This is a genomic window from Cohnella suwonensis, assembly GCF_042655365.1.
Classification (GTDB): domain Bacteria; phylum Bacillota; class Bacilli; order Paenibacillales; family Paenibacillaceae; genus Cohnella; species Cohnella suwonensis.
In genome coordinates, this window is the sequence record NZ_JBHSMH010000007.1 from 13,889 (window position 1) to 32,460 (window position 18,572).

Sequence of the window (18,572 nt, forward strand, 5' to 3'; positions counted from 1 at the left end):
CCTATCTATTCAAAGTTGGGTTCGGAACCTGTGTGAATTGGCTCGAAAGACGGGCAGCTTCGGCGTCTGTAAGCTTTGCGCCGCCTGGAGTATAAATGCTTACATGATACGGATTATTAGCAGTTGGTGTGGCAACAACTTTGTAACCAGCATCATTAAGCTTTCCGACAGAAACGACTGAAATTTGATTGTTTTTCAAGCCTGCCGCTAAAGTTTCATTTGATACGCCCATCCCTCCATTTGCCGATAATGTATTATTCTTTGTATCTAATTTTTGATTAGCTATTAAGTCTCCTGGTTTTGCTACACCACCACGTACTATAACCGCATCTCCTGGTAACTCTGTACCATTTTTAAATGCTCCATTACTGCCCGGTAATGCAAGACCAGCACTTCTCTGAGCGCCAACAGTACCTGCATTCCCCGAACTTTGAGGATTCTTTCCAGTTAATCGGGAAAAAACATTCGGTATTTTGATCCCCCGAAGGAATCCTAATGCTACTGGATTCACATGTTCCATTGTATATAGGTAATTGTCTGCCGCTAGATTGGCTTGGGTGTATGAATTAAATAATATTCCGGCTTTTTGGAACTTATATTCCGGAGAATCCTCTTTTAACGCCTTGTTCTCAACCAAATAATCAAGAGCTTCCAAATAAATCGTAACATTGTTGTAATAGGGGGTAAAGAATGGATCGTTCTCTTTCCTGTCGTTGTAATACGCCTCAGCTTGTTTCAGATAATTATTCGTCAGCTCTTTAACCGCAGTTTCAACGATCTGCTGCTTTTTAGAATCATACTTCTGCTTGCTGATGTTAATTCCATTTGGAACATTAAAACTAAGAATGGGAAGGCCATTCAGCGTACTTGTCCCTTTGGTTTCGAGCGCAGTATTAGGGGCTACTCTCACCGGTGTTGATCCATATCTTTTGATTGCTTCTTGTGAGGCAGAGTACCTACTTTCTCCGGTTATCGACTCGGTCCAGGACAAATTATGGGATTCTACATATTCGCTTATGTCCGTGTCGAAACTAAAGCTGGTGAGTTCTCGTTCTTCCGTTTCTTCATCATAAGAAAAGCTTGCCGAAAACCAGAAATGGGTTTGCTCATAGTGCTCATATTCGGTTTGACTCCAGAAACGCAAGGTCAAATTTTGATGGATATATTGCTCAGTTGAACTTGCCGAGCTGTACTTTGTCTTTTTATATTCATAAGTAAAAGAATCATATCTGTACGAAGTGTTCGAGTCGTATTCCAAGTAATAATTTTCTGGTCTGTGTCCCGTCGGATCCCACATATTGATTGGATTGTTGCCGACGTAGGCGTATCGGTTCAGCGTCCACGGCTGCATAGCGTTCCCCGGCCATGTATCCTCGGTTAGGAAACGTGCTGCTGTCGAGTCATACCAACGTGCATCGTAGTCCATCAGGCCTGTCTTGTCGTCATAATGCTGACCGGTATAACCTGCGGTATTGTACGGCGCGGTAATACCGCTGAAGATGCCGCCGAAAGCGTCGTATCGGTAGCTCTCGATAACGCTGCCGTGGCGGTCGGTCAGTTCGCTTACCGTATGCCTGCCGTTAGACAAATAATACATCAGGCCGCCGTTTGTATCCAGGTCCGGCTCCTTGCTCGGATTGGTCAGCCCGTGCAGTCCAAACATCTTGCGGGACACGACCTCGCTGCCAGGCCCCATGTAATACTCGGCGTACGGGGAGCCTTTGTCGCTGTATTCCTTATGGATGACATTGGATAAGCCCATGTACAAGTAGGCGGTCTGCTCCAAATCCGGTTTTACCGACGAACCTTCGGGATCGCCGGAGGTGGGATCGCCGTATAGCTTCTTGTACAAACCGTATTTGTTGCCTTCACCGTTTAGCAGCGCATTCTCATTCGGCGTGCCATTGCCGTTACCATTGCCGTTGCCATTGCCGTTACCATTGCCGTTGCTGTTTCCATTGCCATTTCCGTTGTTGCCTTTGCAATCCTCCTTACCATAAGCATTTCCGTTATTTGCATGGTCGGACTTGCCTTGTTCTTTGTCATTACCATTACCATTACCATTGCCGTTACCATTGCCTACTTCGTCCGTTTTCGGTCCTTCCGGCGTCCATTGATGTAAGGTCAGCTCTTCACGCGATACTTTTCTGCCCAAACCGTCATACGCATATTTGGCGTAGCTGCCGTCCTCAAATATGACATCCGTGAGCCGGTTCGCGCTGTCGTAGGCGTACTCGATCCGTCCATCGAGACCGGACTGAGCAATTTGGTTGCCGTTATCGTCGTACTCGTAAGCTGTATCTCCTGCTTGCAGCAATTGGTTTAACGTATTGTAGCTGTACTGGATCTCTGTCCCGTCAATTGTCATGGACAACCGGTTGCCGACCGGATCATACGAATACGAAGCATGAGTATAACGATCCATTAAATAACCAGGCTGCAATTCCATAGTGCTTGGAAGCGGGATGTCTTGGGCAGCATCCGGCGCGCCCTCGTCTTCAACCGTAATTGATTCGACAACTCCCGGAAGGCATGAGAGATCGCTGCTCTTCTTATTCCCATTCTCTTTGTCTTTGTCTTTCCCTTGTCCATTTTCTTTGCCGTTCCCGTTATTACCATTGCCATTGCTATTGCCATTGCCATTGCCATTGCCGTTGCCGTTGCCGTTGCCGTTGCCATTGCCATTGCTATCATTGCCGCTACCATTGCCGTTACCATTATTGGAACCGCCGCCATTGCCGTTTCCTCCGGAGTTATCTCCTGAGTTACCTCCTGAAGCACCTCCGCTGCCCCCGCCACTATCGTTTCCTCCGGCGTTCCCACCGCCATTGCCTCCACTATTCCCGCCATTGCCATTATCATTTTCTTTATCCGCTGCGGCAATTTGGGTAGAAGGAGAGTATAAATAATCATTATTCAAGGTAGCTACTGTGGCATAGGGCTGGCTCGAAGCGGTTTCGGTCTTGCCATACATTACATCCGTCAAGCGGTTTAATACATCGTAGCGGTAATCGATCCGGGTGCCGTCGGCTTCCGTCTCGGAAATACGGTTGCCGCCCGCATCGTACTCATATGCATAGGACGAAATGATCGATTCGGAAGCGTTGCGGTTGTCCACTTTAACAAGCTGCCCGTCTTTATCATACGTGCTGTTAATTTGGTTTCCGTTGGCTAACTCGCGTTTCGTCTCCATGCCCAGCGCATTGTAATTAAAGGCGCTTCGGTTTCCGTCCGGGTCAGTCATGCCGATCATCTGGTCACGAACGTCATATTCGTAACGGGTAACCCGATCTTCGCTGTTGGTTAGCTGTGTAAGGTTGCCGTTGGCATCGTAATCGTATTTGATCGACTTACCCAGCGACGTGTTGGTTTGAGAAGCGAGGCGACCGAGCTTGTCATACGAGAAATGCTCATTGGATGCCCGATTAGTTACTTGGGACACTCGGCCCAACACATCGAAAGCATATTCGACTTTATCATCTATGGACTCCACAGCAGACAGTTGTCCGCGCGGTGTATAGGAATAACGGGCAGATTGCTGCTTCGCATCGAGCCTTTCCGTCAGTTGCCCGGCCGCATCATAGCTGTACCGCGTTTCTTTACCAAGCGCATTGATTTCTTTAAGCGGCTGTCCATTCAGATTATACGTCCAACTGCGGCTATTCCCGCCCGCATCCGTCAATTTGGCAAGCTTTCCCATTCTGTCATACGTATAGGTTGTCTTGCCGTTTAACGCGTCTGTTACGGAAACCAATTGATTCAGCGCATCGTAACCGTATTGCGTTTGATGTCCCAACGGATCGACAAGCGATGCGAGATTGCCGTTGGCGTCATATTCCCGTTGCTCCACAGACCCGTTCGGAGTCGTCTGTTTTATGAGCCGGTTTACATCGTCATAATCGAATGTCGTAACGGCTCCCAGCGCATCCGTTACGGTAGTCAGCAAGCCGGAGGCATTGTATCCCCAGCGGGCGGAATAACCCGCCGGGTCTTTCATTTCGGTCATGCGGCCGACTTGGTCATAAGTATACTCGGTCTTGTGCTTGAGCGGATCTTCCGTTGCGATAACGTTGCCTTCGCTATCGTATTCATAGACGTACGTCGAACCGTGAGGATCGACGGTTCTGACAGGCTGTCCCAAAGCATCGTATTCATAGCTCCAGATCGATCCCAAAGCATCCTGTTGCTGAGTCAACCTGCCCAGCGCATCGTACGCAAATCGCGTTTCCGCCCCGATTTCATCCTGAACTTTGGTTGTAAGACCATTGGCGTTATATTCCGATAATTTCACATGGCCGAGCGGGTTTATTTCCGAAACGATTCGTCCCAGGGGATCGTATTCCCACTTCCATACGCCGCCTTCCGCATCGGTACGCTGGGTTAAATATCCATCAACGCTGTAGGTGTTCCGTATCGTTCCGCCATTCGGCAATGTCGCTTGGGCAAGTCGATCAAGCGCATCGTATTCATAGGTCGTTTCTGCATTCAGAGCGTTCGTCTCTTTAATCGAATTCCCGGCCAAATCATATTCCAGCTTCGTTACGCCGCCCTTCGGATCAATCATCCGGACAACTTGCTGATTGGCGTTATATTCCCACGACGTTAGACTCCCGTCGGCTTCGATTTGTTGAATCGGGTCTCCAAGCGCGTTGTAGACCCACTCCGTAGCATGTCCAAGCGGATCGGTGGATTTCACGATTCGCTCAAGGGCATCCATCTGTACGGTTGTCGCCGCTCCGCTCGCATCGGTCATTTTCCGGATTCCCTGTTTATCGTCATAGACGATCTCCGACCGCATGCCGCGCCGATCCGTTTCGGAAGTCAAACGCCCCAGGACATCATACGTATATTGCTTGGACCCGCCCAAAGCGTCGGTGATTTGCAAGGTACGTCCCGCTCCGTCATAACGGAATGCGGTCGTTTGCTGAAGCGCATCCGTTACGGACTCGGTTCGACCTAGCGCATCGTTACGGTACACGGTCGCAGCTCCTTGCGGGTCAACACTGCGGATTAGCCCTCCCGCCTTATCGTACTCGTACGTTTCTTCATGACCGAGCGCATCCGTTATCTTGGTCGGCAAACCGAGTGCGTTATAAACCCACGTTGTTTCGTGCCCCGTCTCATTCGCATATTGGATCAGCTCGCCGGACTTGCTGTAACCGTAAGAGGTGACATGGCCTAAAGCGTCCGTAATCTGTTTGACTTGACCGTTCGCATCATATTGGAAACCGGTCATGCGTCCCAGTGCATCGATCTGTTTAACCAAATGCCCCATCGCATCATATTCCAGCTTCGTGACTGCTCCGTTAGCTTCTTTGACTTCGGTCATTTGACCGAGTGCATTATATGTCATTTCCTTCTTATGACTAAGCGCGTTAGTCGTCTTCACGGTTTGTCCCAAAGCATCATATTCCCATGACCACCTAGAACCCAGAGCGTCGACGAATGCCGTTCTGCGATCCATTGCATCGTAGAAATACTCGCTCTTGCGATCTCGGAAATCGGTTACCGTTTTTACGTTCCCCATGACATCGTAGGTGATTTCCGTCGTTTGATTGAGGGCATTGGTTTCTTTAGTGATTTGATCCATCTCATTATAGGCGTAAGAGGTTTTGGCACCTTCCGGATCGATCGTTTCCAGCAATCTGCCGACGGCATCGTATGTATACGAGGTTTGATTGCCGATCGCGTCCGTGGTTATAGTCGGCAGCCCCAGCTCGTTATATGCCATCGTGCTGACGTGTTCAAGCGGGTCGGTTACTTGCTTGATTTGATTGCGCAGATCGAACTCATAGGTGTACGTTCCGCCCGCCGCATCGGTAATGACCGTTTGGTTCGTTTCGTCATCATAGGCCCACTTCGTATCTCTTCCACTGGGATTGACGGTACGGACAATTCTCCCGAGAAAATCGTATTCATATTGCGTCGTCTGCCCTAACGCATTCGTCGCTTTGGTGAGTTGACCTCCAGCATCGTATTCATAAGTAATGATTCCGCCAAGCGGATCGGTGACCGATGTTAACAAGCCCGATTTGTTATAGGCCAGCTGCAATACATTGCCTGCCGGATCGATGACCTGCTGCACCTGATTAGCCCCGTCGTAAACGTACGTGATCGCTTGACCGAGCGCATTTATGATTTTTGACATTTGTCCATCAACATTATAGTTGACTTGGGAAATACTTTCGTCACGGTTCACCGTTTTAATTAACCGATTCGCCTTGTCATATGCATACTGAACGGCGGTTCCGTCAGGATACGTTGTTTTCTTGAGCAGTCCCAGGCTATTATATTCGTTCTCGATGAGGTTTCCGTCCGGACGCTGTTCGGTCAATACTCTGCCCGCCCCGTCATAGGTATACTGCCGGATACGTCCCAGAGGATCTTCCACCTTCAGCAATCTGCCCCTATTGTCATAAAGGAGCGTTGTCGTGCGGCCTTGTTCGTCTTTGACTTTGGAGAGTTGGCCGGCAGCATCGTATACGTACTCCAGCTTAACGCTGTCCGACTCGACGGTTTTCACGCCGAACGGACCGTATGCGTACACGGTTGTTCTACCGAGCGGATCGGCCTCCTTAGTCACTCTGCCTAGTGCATCGCGTGTTAGTTCCGTCTCCCGACCTAGCGGATCAATCGTTTTGGATAGCCGCCCCATCCGGTCATAACGGTAAGAATTCGTTCTCTGAAGCCCATCCTTAATGTTTACCAAATTCCCTTCCTTGGTTCTCTCATAGATCGTAACGACGCCAAGGGGATTTTTCTCCGAGACGAGCAATCCGTTCCGGTCATATTGATACTCCGTTGCGGCGCCATCGCCGACGACACGGCGGATCGCCTTCCCGTCATCATCATAGGTCATTTCCGCTTTATATCCGCCCGGAGAGGTTTCTTTCAACAATCGCCCGTTATTGTCATACTCGAATGCTGTCGCATTTTCGAGCGGGTCGGTCTTCCGGATAATGTTGCCTTGCGTATCGTAAGTAAAGCCGATCGAGCTGCCCGATTCATTGGCCATCGAAACGAGCTGCCCTTTATCGTCGTAGCCAAAATGCCCGGTGACGCCATCGGGAGTTTTCCTCTCCACGATATTGCCGTTATCGTCGTATACGAAAGCCGTCTCCGTACCGTCCGGGTGCTTGATCCGCTTCGGGAGTTTCCATCGATCGTCATATTCGTACATGGTCACGGCACCGCTAACTTCCGTTTTTTTCTTCTCATTGCCGTCCGCGTTATATTCGGTCGTTTCAGTCCCGCGGATCGACTCTATTTTCGTGATCAGTCCTTTCTCGTTGTATTGATAAGCAACTGTTTCGCCCAAAGGATTGATGATGCTCGCAACTTTGCCATCTGCGATGCCATATGCCCATTCGTTGTTCAGCGCATCTGTCAGAATAGTCTTGTCTTCGCCGTAGGCAAAAGCAAGCTGGATCGAGCCGCTGCCGTCCAGAATAGACTCGACTTTGTTCTGAGCGTTATACCGGAAAGTCTTGACCGCACCTTCGCCGTTTGTAAGCGTGGACAGGCGGTTCTTGTCATCATAGCCGTAGCTGATCGTTCTCCCTTCCGGTGACACAGCTGTCGTGAGGCGTCCGGAATCGTCGTAAGCGAACGTGAACGTTTTGTTCATCGGATCGATGATTTGCGTAATGACGCCGTTCTCCCACTGGAATTGAATCAGGCGGTTTGCCGTATCCGTAATGCCGGTCAGCTTGCCGCTATCGTTATAGGCGAAAGATATCGTATTTCCGTAACGGTCCTGAAGCTTGACCATTTTTCCGGCTTTTGCATCCTGTGAACTGCGCCACGGCGCAAAATAACCGTAGTATGTAATTTTCGCCCCGCTGCTTTTGGTGACGACGTATTCATGCTCGCTGATTCGCTCCAATTGTTCTCCGTCGACAGGCTCATAATGGCCCTTATGCAGCTCATAGTTGACCTTGTCGTCCCCGTCGTATTCCAAAATATATCCTTCGGAATCGTCTTTAATGAACGAATAGCTGTTTACCGTTTCGTCCCAGCGGAATTCGCCCAAGGCATAATCGGCGTACATACGAAGGAGCGAATTCCAGTTAAAGTCCCACCCGATCCCGAATGCGCCCGGTTCGCTGCCCGAGCTGTCATAAGTCCGCTCCAAATCGAATCCGAACCCGATGCCCGGCAGATGAATGTCGGTGGATTGCAGCTTCAATTGACCGGTGGCCAAGTCCACCGGGTGGTTCATCGGATCTTCGGACTCAGGACCGGCGGCCGGTTGGGTTGAGGCTCCGCCTGATGAGCCCGCTACCGGGGCCGCAGGCTGTCCAGGGTTCAGTCCCGAGGGCAGGGAAGGGACCGCGTTTTGCAAAGGATTAGGCAGCTGTGGACGATAGCCTTCTGCTTGTCCGGGGAGCTGTTTCAAAATCTCCAGAGGGTCAACATAACCCGGGGCCGCGCTGCTTCCACCCCTAGCGAATACGGACGTTTGCACGGAACTGAAAATTACAAAAAATGTCATAAAACAGACTAATATACGCTTCTTCATAACTTACCCTCCTACGGTTATTGCTTTTCGAAAGAAAAGCAATTTGTGCTGTAATGCGGAGATCAATAAAAAAGCGTACAAAAAACAGCCTAACGCAAAACCGCGAGGATTGCGTAAGCTGCATAAAGGTTTAGTTAAAAAAATCACCCTTGGCAGCCTGGCAATCATAGCTCGATTAGAGCTTTAGACCCATGGCTTTGCGTCATCCTCTTTCGAGGATTTTGCCTTTATCACGATAATTATGATGAAAAAAGAAGAATTATCCATATTATATGGAACCAATCTACTAAAATCAACATTTTTATAGTAATTTGGATGTGCTATAAAGTAGGGATTTAGGGTATAAATCTGTACTCCTATTGACTCAATACTAAACATGGGTTGGCATGGTGGCTCCCTACGGCCGTCTGCGTCTATGGGGCCTTAGCTCTGCTTGGCGAGACGAACTTGCCGAATGAGCATTGACAGCAGAGACGGGGCGACCAATCCCTATGGCGAAGTGTTCGGCGTAAGCGGTTTGTTCGTGGCCGATAATAGCGTCCTCCCTCTCACGGGAGCATCCAATCCGCTTTAACGACGATAGCTCTCACGCTGCGCACCGCGGATTTTATCAAGAAGAAACCGTGACTATTATGGGGTCTTGCCCGCATAGAAGAGCAGGTAATGCTCCAGTTGCCCGCTCCAGTAAGCGGCATCATGCCCGCCGGGGCCGGGAACCCACTGCGCATCGACGTTCATCGTCCGAAGCACCTCGTACAGTTTGTAATCTTTTTCCGCTAACGCATCCCCTTCTCCGGCATCCAAATAAATGTCCACGTCTGCCAGCTTGCCCGATGCGGCCAGCTTAAACGGATCCCTTGCGCTCCGCAACGCCTCGTTCGCATAGAGCCAATCCCGCTGATCCGTAAATAGGTCGGTCGATGTATAATTCCATAGCGCGGCGCTATGCGCGCCGATTTTACCGAAGAGGTCGGGATAGGTAAATCCGAGATAAAGGGACGCGTACCCTCCCATGGATGCGCCGCCGATATACCTGCCGGATCGGGATGCTTGCGTACTATAATGACTGTCCACGTAAGAGATAACGTCTTGAATCAGATAGTCCTCGTAGGGGCCGATACTCACGCCTCCCGGATCTTCGCCCTCTCCGGGCTTCGTATTCACGCCGAAGCTATTCCCGTAATCCGGAGAGACGATAATGACGGGGTTTATTCGGTCTTCTTGAAGGAGCCGATTCGCGACATCGTCTATATGGAGATAAGTAAACCAAGAATCATGCGTGCCGCCGTAACCATATAACAAGTAGATCACCGGGTATCGCGCGTCGGGACTGTATGCCGGAGGAAGATAGACGGACAAGCTCATATCGCGATTTAGCGCCGTGCTATGAAAGCTGACCGAATCGATCCGCGAGTTGACGATAGCCGAAGATGAGGAGGAAGGCGGGTCTGGCACGGGGGAAACCGATGAGATCGCGGCCGGCCGCGCGTCGTCCGAACAGCCAATGAGAATAAGCAGGCTGAATGTCGCAATAACCGTTGAAGCGAGACCATTTTTCATGTCTTGCATAACCTCCCGGTTTTCATCCAAGTCATAGATTGTTTTGGCTTAATTCTCTTACAAGTATATTTATTATTCTGCAATGATTCCACTAAATGCCGCGTTAACACAATTCGACATCTTCCCTGTTATACTTGAGTTTCATGGGAAGGACAGGTGAAAATGAAAAAGTCTTTAAGCAGCTTTCGTCGCGGGTTCGCAAGTGCCATGTGGGCATTGTCATGTTTCTTGATCGCGGCGAGCTTATACGTTAGATGGTTTCACGCTTAACGACAGTTCAGCGGTCTCCTTCTCGTGGTGCGGGTTCTTCAGCTTGAGCCTCGATTCTATCACCGTTCCGATCCCCCCTTCGAATTTCTTCCGCGGAGTCTAAAACTTACTAGTTTACGGAGGTTCGACAAAAGTAGTGTTAATCCATCAAAGGGTTATGCGGACATTGGAAGGAATATTAACTGAAATACGCTGTATTCCAAGTATAGATAGAGGAGGATGTCTATGAAGAAGAAACTCGCTGTCGCCGTCGTTATGTCCTGCATCTTCTCCACCACCCTATTTGGAGCGTCCGGTTATTCGAAAAGTTCGGATACCGCCCCAAGTACCCGCTATTTGATCGCCTTTCAGAAAGACCTGCCTTCCAACTATGCAGATCTGATCGCCCAAGCCGGCGGTACGGTGTTAAGGGCTCTGCCGGAGATCGGCGGCGTCGAGGTCGAATCCGCATCGCCGGCCTTCCTGACGAATGTGCAAAGTATCGCAGGTATTCAAGCCGCCAACGTAGAATTGCCGCACAGCTTAATCGACGGACTGACGGATCCCGCCGCAGCCGACGGACAACCCGTAACGGACATCCCGCAAGACGCCGATAACTATTGGAGCTACCAGTGGGATATGCAGCGTCTAACCCGCAACGGCGATTCATACTCCCTGGAGAGCGGCGGATCCGTAAACGGCGATGGCACCGTTAACCACAAAGCGGTAGTCGGGGTAATCGACTCCGGCATCGATGCGAATCACCCCGATCTCAAGGCGAATTTCCTAGGCGGGATGAACTTCGTGCCGGCGGGCGTAGACTCGACGGAAACGGGCGACCCCTTGGACGTTCTCGACAGGGGAGGCCACGGCACCCATGTGGCGGGCTCCATTGCCGCTAACGGGAAAGTCAAAGGCGTTGGGCCCAATTTGGGAATCCGAGCTTACCGTGTTTTTCCGGAAAGCGGTAGCGCTCCTACCTCCTGGATCGTTGCAGCGATCCTTCAGGCGGCTAACGATCGCGTGGACGTCATCAACATGTCGATCGGCGGATTTGATGCCATTTCTCCATATATGTTCCTTGGGACGGGTCCGTATAAAGACGTCGCCGACATATTGCTCTGGAAGAGGGCCGTCAGCTATGCGGTCAATCACAATGTCACTGTCGTCGCCGCCTCGGGCAACGAGTCGCTGAACCTCAATAATCCGACGGACATCACGGATTACTTAAACCAGGAATACGGGCCGCTCGGCTTCGAGTTTAAGGGGGCTTCCAAAGAAGTGCCCGGACAAATATCCGGTGTTATCAATGTCTCTTCTTCCATTCAATGGACGACCGACCAAATCGCTTTCTATTCCAACTACGGATCCAGCGCCATCGACGTGGCGGCGCCAGGCGGAGACAACGGGCCCGTATACGATGCTACCCGCGATCTCGGCACACGGGATTTTCATTTCCGAACATTGAGCACCTATCCGACCTATCTCGCTCCTTACTTCACCTCCAACCTGATCGGATACGCGCTCATGCACGGCACCTCAATGGCCTCTCCAAAAGTCGCCGGAGTCGCCGGCGTCATTAAAGCCGCCCATCCGGAATATAGTCCATCGCAGGTTGCCGCCCTTATTCGTAAGACGGCGCTGGACTACGGCAAAAAAGGCCATGATCAGCTGTTTGGCTCCGGAGAAGCGAATGCTTACGCTGCATTGAAGTAATCGTGCAATTGTCCCGCCACCTGCGTTTAGCCGCTGAGGCGGGGGATTCTTGGGTAATCGAATCTAACGATTCGAACTTGACTAAGCGCATTAAAGGGCATCCGATTGGATGCCCTTTGATGTATCTTTAAGCGATCATTCCTACCGGTTTCTTGCCGCGACCCGTCCTTCCCTAACGAAACGAGCCGCCTCCGCCATTTGCGATTCGCCGACCGCTTCCAGCGTCACATAGCCATGCGGCTTATACTTCTCCAGCAGCTCGAAGAATAGCGGGTAGTTCAGCTCCCCCGAGCCGGCCGCCGTCTCCGTCAAAGTCCCGTCCGCTTCGCGGCGCAAGTCCTTCGCGTGCGCGCTGACGATTCGCGGGCCGAGCATGCGGAATGCTTCCCGGATCGTGCGCTCCTGCTCTTCGAACCGCGGGCCGTTCATCAAATTGCACGGGTCCAGGACGACGCCGACGCACGAAGACGGGAAACGTTCCAACGTCTCGGCCAGCGTCTCCGACGAATCGATCAGATGCCGCTGGGCCGCTTCCAGCCCGATCGTAACGCCCCATCGCTCCGCCTCTTCGACCAATTCCTCCAGCGCCCTGTCCAACCGTTCCGCATGTTTGGAACGCCGGTCCGGATCGGTCGCGCCGCCGACCTCCGTCCCCACGATCGGCGCCCCGAAATGCCGCGCGCAACGCAAATGCTCCTTGAAGCGGTCTACGTTGTGCCGGTACGTTTCGTCATCAAGCTCTGTCAGGCTCGCGTAGCAGCCGAGCACCGCAATCCGGACGCCATGTTTCTCGAAGGCGCCCCCCACCTCCTGCGCCAATCCGGGGCTTAGCTTCCCAAGCGCACAGTCGGCATCGGAAATCGCTTTGGACAGCGCCAACTGAACATAGGGGAATCCGAAGGCGGCCGTCTTCGCCGCCAGTTCCTTATAAGGTTGCCTTCCGAGCAAGTGCGCCAATATTCCCGCCGACATAGCTTCCATCCTCTCCCGCTTTCCTCTGGCATCTCATTCTACATTATATAGGATGGACGGTTGGCATTTACAAACGGGAAACAAAATCCCTCCGAGGTTGCTCGAAGGGATCTTTTCTTTATTTATTAACTTTGGATTTTGACGGTTTTTTCTCCGACTACCAGAATGCCGTTGACATAGCCGCGGAAGTGGAGGGTAACCTCGGAACCCGTCCAATTAAAATCGGAGCGTTCGAACTTGAATTGACCGAGCTTCGCCTGATTGTAATAGCCATTATTGCTATTGAGGGCCTTCACGCCGTTAAGCGTTACGCTATTCAGATCGAAGCCTTGGCTGTTGTATCCGTCCGGCAAGTCTACGCGAACGGTGAACACTCCTTTATTGCCTTTGATGACGGTAGGAGTTACCGTAATCGTAGCCTGAAGGAAAACCGCGAACTGTTTTTTCAGCGTGGTAGTCAAGCCCACGGCATCTGTTACGGTTACCGTGACGGTATAGATTCCCGGCTTATTCACGATCAACTCGCTGCCGTTCGTTACCGCCGTTTCCGTCATCGAATCCGGCCCCATGACTGTCATTTTCTCATCGGCCACTCCCGAAAGCTTATCGGTCGCCGAATAAGACAATTTCAGCGCCGTTCCTGCTTTCACCTCTTCGTTCAGATCCATCGTAACGACCGGTGCGGACTTATCGATTTTGACGTCGGCCGTACTTGCCGTTTCGATGTTGCCGGCCTTATCCACCGAGTAGAAAGCAATAGGATGAATGCCTTCATTGCTCACCGTGAACGAGCTGCCTTCCCGGTACTCGGAACCGTCGATCGCGTAAAATGTTTTCGCTGCGCCGCTTTCCGCGTCCGTTGCGGTTAATGCGACGGCCACATCTTCTTTAGTCCACGTCGATGGAACGTTAGACACGGTCACGGGCGCCGTTCCGTCGACTTTCGCTTCGACCGTATGCTCGGCTTCTTTGTTGCCCGCCTGATCGATCGAGTAATACCGGATTTGATGGATGCCGTCGCCGCTCACCGTGAACGAGGTACCTTCCCGGAACTCGGAACCGTCGACCGAATAATACGTCTTCGCTACGCCGCTTTCCGAATCCGTAGCCGTCAAATTCACTGCCGCCTCTTTCGGATTCCAACCTTCAAGAGCATTCGAATCCGTCACCGGCGCGGTCTTATCGATTTTCACTTCGATTGTATGAGCCGCTTCCTTATTGCCGACTTTATCCACCGAGTAGAACGAGACCTTGGTCACGCCAGCTTGATCGACTTTAACGGAAGTACCCGCAATATATTCGCCTTCGTTCAAGGAATAGAACGTGCCCGCGACTCCCGTCTCGTTATCCGTTGCCGACAAAGCGACCGTTTGGCTTTCATTTGTCCATCCGCCGGGGAATTCCGCGGTCGTCACCGGCGCTTCCGTATCGACGATCAGCTTGGCGACAACGATATTGGACTTGTCCGATTCGCCGAACGAGTTGCTGTAAGAAGCGACATAGTACTCATGATCTTTATAGGACAGATCCGAAACCGTGAAAGACAAGTTATTTAAGTTCTCCGTCAGCGATACCGGCTGGCCGTCGACTATTTCGTAAACATTATAGCCGTTGGCATAGGTGATGAAATTCCAGGAAATCCGGGCGCTTGTATCGCTTAACAACTTGATAGAGGCAACCGGAGGCTCCATAATCGGGAACACGATCTTCTCGGTCACGCGATTCGAAGGCGCGGACTCGCCAAAACGATTGTTATACGCGGTTACTTCGAATGAATGCGTATCCTCCGACAGGTTGTACGCTTTGTAGCTCAGAGCCGCACCTTTGTAAATTAACTGTCTATTTCCGCCCGTCAGCTTATATACGCGATATTCGTTCGCCCAAGCAGCCGATGACCAAGTTAGCGTCATATTGTTGGCGTTGAATACGGTCCCTGCCACGACGGGAGGCTGAACGACAGGCCACACTAATTCAAAGTCGGAGACGGCTCCGATCGGAGATTCGCCGAACCGGCTGCTGTACGAATGAATCACGTAACTGTAGTCTCCGGCCGGCATGTTGACGTACGTGGCGGTCGTGCCGGTTACCGTGCTTTTCAACACCTTCTGCCCGTCTACCAATTGGTATACCCGATAAGCCGTCGCGAATGTTGCGGCGTTCCATTTCAACGTAATATCGTTCCCGTTCGCAACGGTTTTCGTTAAATTGCCCGGCGCCTGCATGATCGGCCAGTCCAGCGTGAATTGGAGCTCGCCGCCTTCAGGCGATTCGCCGAAACGGCTGCTGTAGGATCGCACCGCATAGCTGTAATCGCCTTCAGGCATATTGGTGAACGTTAGGGTCGTTCCGGTCTGCGTCTTCTGCAGCACTTCCGTGCCATCGACCACCTTATACAGGTTATAGCCCGAAGCATAGGTGACGGCATTCCACTTCAAGGTAATGTCATTGCCGTTCGAAATCGTCTTCGTAAAGCCGCCCGGCGCCTGCATGACCGGGAATACCAGAGTAAACGCAAGCTCGCTTCCCGCGGATTCGCCGAAACGATCGCTGTAAGAACGCACCACATAGGTGAATTCGCCGGCAGGATGATTGGTGATTGTGACCGTCGTCCCGGTCTGAGATTTCACCAACTTTTCCTGTCCGTCAACAAGTTGATATAGCTTGTATGCCGTTGCATAGGTCACGGCATTCCATTTCAAGATCAGGTCATTGCCGTTTGCAATGCTTTTCGTGAAATTGCCCGGCGCCTGCATGACCGTATTGACAAGCGTTAAGGTCAACGGGCTGCCTTCCGGCGATTCCCCGAAGCGGTTGCTTATGGCATGCACGATATAAGTGTGCTCGCCGGCCTTTACGTTCGTTTGCGTCGAGGTCAGCGTCGTAACCGAGTTCTTCAGCACCTTCTGACCGTCAACCACTTCATACACTTTATAAGAATTTGCATAAGCGACGGCCGTCCAAGTCAGCACGATATCGTTTCCGTTCAGAATTTTGTATGCAAAGCTACCCGGTGCGGCCACTATCGGAAAATCAAGCGCAAACGTGATTTCCGCGCCTTCCGGCGATTCGCCCAATATAGATGAAACGGAGTGAATCTCATATTGATATTGGCCTTCCGGTTGATTCGTATACGTCGCGGCCGTGCCGGTTACCGTGCTTTTCAACACTTTTTGACCGTCGACGAGTAGATAGATTTTATAGCTCGTAGCGTAAGGCACGGCTGTCCACTTTAAGAGGATGTCATTGCCGTTTGCGATGCTGTATGTCGGATTGGCCGGAGCCTGCATCGTCTGCCCATTAAGCGTCATCGTCAGTAGAGTCCCTTGCGGCGACTCTCCGAATCGGGTAGATACGGAATGGACTTCATACGTGTATTCGCCCGGCGACATACCCGTGTACGTGACGGTTAGGCCGGTTACCGTGCTTTTAAGAACCTTCTGACCATTAACGATCTGGTAAACTTTATAACTTGTCGCATAAGCGGAGGCATCCCAGGTCAGGGAAAAGTCCGTCGCGTTTTTAATCGTTTGGACCAGATTGGCCGGCGGCTCCATCGTCGGGTAAACCAGAGGGAAGGAAACTTGGCTGCCTTCCGGCGATTCGCCGAAACGAGTGGAGAAGGAATGGATTTCATACGCGTAATCGCCTTGCGGCTGATTGGCGTAAGTGACGGTCGTGCCGGTCACCGTGCTTTTCAACGACTTTTGTCCGTTAGCGATCAAATAGACCTTATAGCTCGTCGCGTTCGCAGTCGCTGCCCAATTCAGAACGATATCATTGCCGTTCGTCAACCGATATTGGGCATTTTCCGGTGCGGCCATAATAGTGGCCTCTATCGTCAATTTTACTTCGCTGCCTTCCGGAGATTCCCCGAAACGGCTGCTATAGGAATGCACCTCATAGGCGTATTCGCCGGCCGGCTGGTTGACGTAAGTCACTGTAGTTCCGGTTACCGTGCTTTTCAACGCTTTTTGACCGTCGATGACTTGATAGATTTTGTAGCTGTTCGCGTTAGCTGACGCCCCCCAGGTTAGGACGATGTCGTTGATGTTTTGCAGCTTGTACGCAAGATCGGGAGGAGGGGCCATGGTCACCGCACCTAACGCGAACGTAACTTGGGCGCCTTCCGGAGATTCGCCGAAACGGCTGCTGAAAGAATGCACCTCGTAGGTATAGTCGCCGGCCGGCTGGTTGACGTAGGTCACGGTTGCGGTAGTTACCGTGCTTTTCAATACTTTTTGACCGTCGACGACTTGATAGATTTTATAGCTGTTTGCGTTCGGGACAGTCCCCCAGGTCAAAACGACGTCGTTGATGTTTTGCAGCTTATAAGCGAAGTTGGCCGGCGCAGCCATGACCGTGGCCTCGATCGTGAACGTGACCGGAGTGCCTTCCGGCGATTCGCCGAAACGGTCGCTGTAAGCATTCACTTCATAGGTATAGTCTCCGGCCGGTTGGTTGGCGTAGGTCACGGTCGTGCCGGTTACCGTGCTCTTTAATATCTTCTGACCGTCGATGACTTGATAGATTTTATAGCTGTTCGCGTTCGCGGCGGTCGTCCAGGTCAGAACGACATCGTTGATATTTTGCAGCTTGTAGACGAGACTGGCAGGTGGCGCCATCGTCACAGTGCCCAGAGTGAACGTGACAGGGGCGCCTTCCGGCGATTCGCCGAAACGGTCGCTGTAAGAATAGATCTCATAGGCGTATTCGCCGGCTGGTTGATTGGTATAAATGACGGTTGTTCCGGTTACCGTGCTCTTTAGCGTTTTTTGCCCATCGACTACTTGATAGACTCTATAATTCGTAGCGTAGCTGACCGCATTCCATTTCAAGCTGACGTCGGTAACGTTCGAAATGATAACCGTGGCGTTACCGGGCGCCGTCATTGTCGGAATAATCAAGTCGACTTCAACGGGAGCGGAAAGCGGGGATTCCCCGAAGTTGGCGTTCTTTGCGGTAACCGCATACCGATAAGCTCCCGTCGGCGCATTGGAGACTGTATAGGTAAGCGCCGTTTGCGTTTTCACAAGCGTCGTCTGGCCATCGGGTTGAACTTGGTATAGATTGTAGCTTTGGGCATACGGGGAGGCCGTCCAGCTCAAGACGATGTCATTGCCGTTTTTGACCGTATACGACAACGTCGGCGCGGCCATGTCCGGATAAGCGATATTGACCGTAATCGGGGCGCATGGTCCCGACTCTCCATTCGGACCTAAGGTCGATACCACGTAAGTATACTGTCCTTCCGGCAGACTATTGATCGTGAAAGAGGTCGTGCTTGACGTGCCGCGGGCGATCAGCTGACCGTCGGTAATCTCATAAACTTTATAGCCGGTTGCACCAAAAACCGCGCTCCATGTCAACTTAACGTCGGTAGGCGTCAATGCTTGATAGCTGAGATTGCTTGGAGGCAGCATCGTGTTGTCCGTCTCTGCCGCGAAGCTGTTCCCGGCCGGGAGTAGAACCTGCACCAATAGGAGAAGCGAAACCAGGAAAGAAAGCTTTTTGGATATGCGTTTTTCCATGAGAACCCTGCCTTTCTTCTTGCGAA

General features: G+C 51.6%; 6 protein-coding genes and 1 riboswitch. Of the genes, 2 read left to right on the forward strand and 4 right to left on the reverse strand.

What is annotated here, in order from left to right; genetic code table 11:
- Position 1 precedes the first annotated feature (1 nt).
- On the reverse strand, positions 2–8,521 hold the full coding sequence (locus ACFPPD_RS04965) for an RHS repeat-associated core domain-containing protein (RefSeq protein ID WP_209746385.1): 8,520 nt from the start codon (positions 8,519–8,521) through the stop codon (positions 2–4).
- A gap of 148 nt (positions 8,522–8,669) precedes the next feature.
- A riboswitch (cyclic di-GMP riboswitch) is annotated at positions 8,670–8,757 on the reverse strand.
- Positions 8,758–8,975: 218 nt separating this feature from the next.
- Here ACFPPD_RS04965 and ACFPPD_RS04970 point away from each other — a divergent pair.
- Positions 8,976–9,095 (forward strand): GMC oxidoreductase, encoded by a 120-nt coding sequence (locus ACFPPD_RS04970; protein WP_378081383.1) that lies wholly within the window; start codon positions 8,976–8,978, stop codon positions 9,093–9,095.
- Positions 9,096–9,151: 56 nt separating this feature from the next.
- Here the strand turns inward: ACFPPD_RS04970 and ACFPPD_RS04975 are convergent, their stop codons facing one another.
- Positions 9,152–10,081 carry an alpha/beta hydrolase gene (locus ACFPPD_RS04975; protein WP_209746387.1) on the reverse strand — a complete coding sequence of 310 codons (930 nt, stop codon included), beginning with the start codon at positions 10,079–10,081 and terminating at the stop codon, positions 9,152–9,154.
- Positions 10,082–10,576: 495 nt separating this feature from the next.
- Between ACFPPD_RS04975 and ACFPPD_RS04980 the strand changes: the two genes are divergently transcribed.
- Positions 10,577–12,046 carry a S8 family peptidase gene (locus tag ACFPPD_RS04980; protein ID WP_209746389.1) on the forward strand — a complete coding sequence of 490 codons (1,470 nt, stop codon included), beginning with the start codon at positions 10,577–10,579 and terminating at the stop codon, positions 12,044–12,046.
- A 141-nt stretch (positions 12,047–12,187) separates the two neighbouring features.
- Here ACFPPD_RS04980 and ACFPPD_RS04985 read toward each other — a convergent pair whose 3' ends face one another.
- Both ACFPPD_RS04985 and ACFPPD_RS04990 read right to left on the reverse strand, forming a co-directional pair.
- A complete protein-coding gene (locus ACFPPD_RS04985; RefSeq protein ID WP_378081385.1) occupies positions 12,188–13,027 on the reverse strand; it encodes a sugar phosphate isomerase/epimerase family protein in 840 nt (279 codons plus the stop codon).
- A gap of 116 nt (positions 13,028–13,143) precedes the next feature.
- The gene (locus ACFPPD_RS04990; protein ID WP_209746391.1) at positions 13,144–18,546 is read right to left on the reverse strand and encodes an OmpL47-type beta-barrel domain-containing protein; all 5,403 of its coding nucleotides are present in this window, start codon (positions 18,544–18,546) and stop codon (positions 13,144–13,146) included.
- Positions 18,547–18,572 lie beyond the last annotated feature (26 nt).

What these genes read in the sequence shown, in the direction of transcription:
- ACFPPD_RS04970 (WP_378081383.1), top strand. Translation starts at nt 8,976, where the DNA reads ATGAGCATTGACAGCAGAGACGGGGCGACCAATCCCTATGGCGAAGTG.
- ACFPPD_RS04965 (WP_209746385.1), bottom strand. Translation starts at nt 8,521, where the DNA reads ATGAAGAAGCGTATATTAGTCTGTTTTATGACATTTTTTGTAATTTTC.
- ACFPPD_RS04985 (WP_378081385.1), bottom strand. Translation starts at nt 13,027, where the DNA reads ATGGAAGCTATGTCGGCGGGAATATTGGCGCACTTGCTCGGAAGGCAA.
- ACFPPD_RS04990 (WP_209746391.1), bottom strand. Translation starts at nt 18,546, where the DNA reads ATGGAAAAACGCATATCCAAAAAGCTTTCTTTCCTGGTTTCGCTTCTC.
- ACFPPD_RS04980 (WP_209746389.1), top strand. Translation starts at nt 10,577, where the DNA reads ATGAAGAAGAAACTCGCTGTCGCCGTCGTTATGTCCTGCATCTTCTCC.
- ACFPPD_RS04975 (WP_209746387.1), bottom strand. Translation starts at nt 10,081, where the DNA reads ATGAAAAATGGTCTCGCTTCAACGGTTATTGCGACATTCAGCCTGCTT.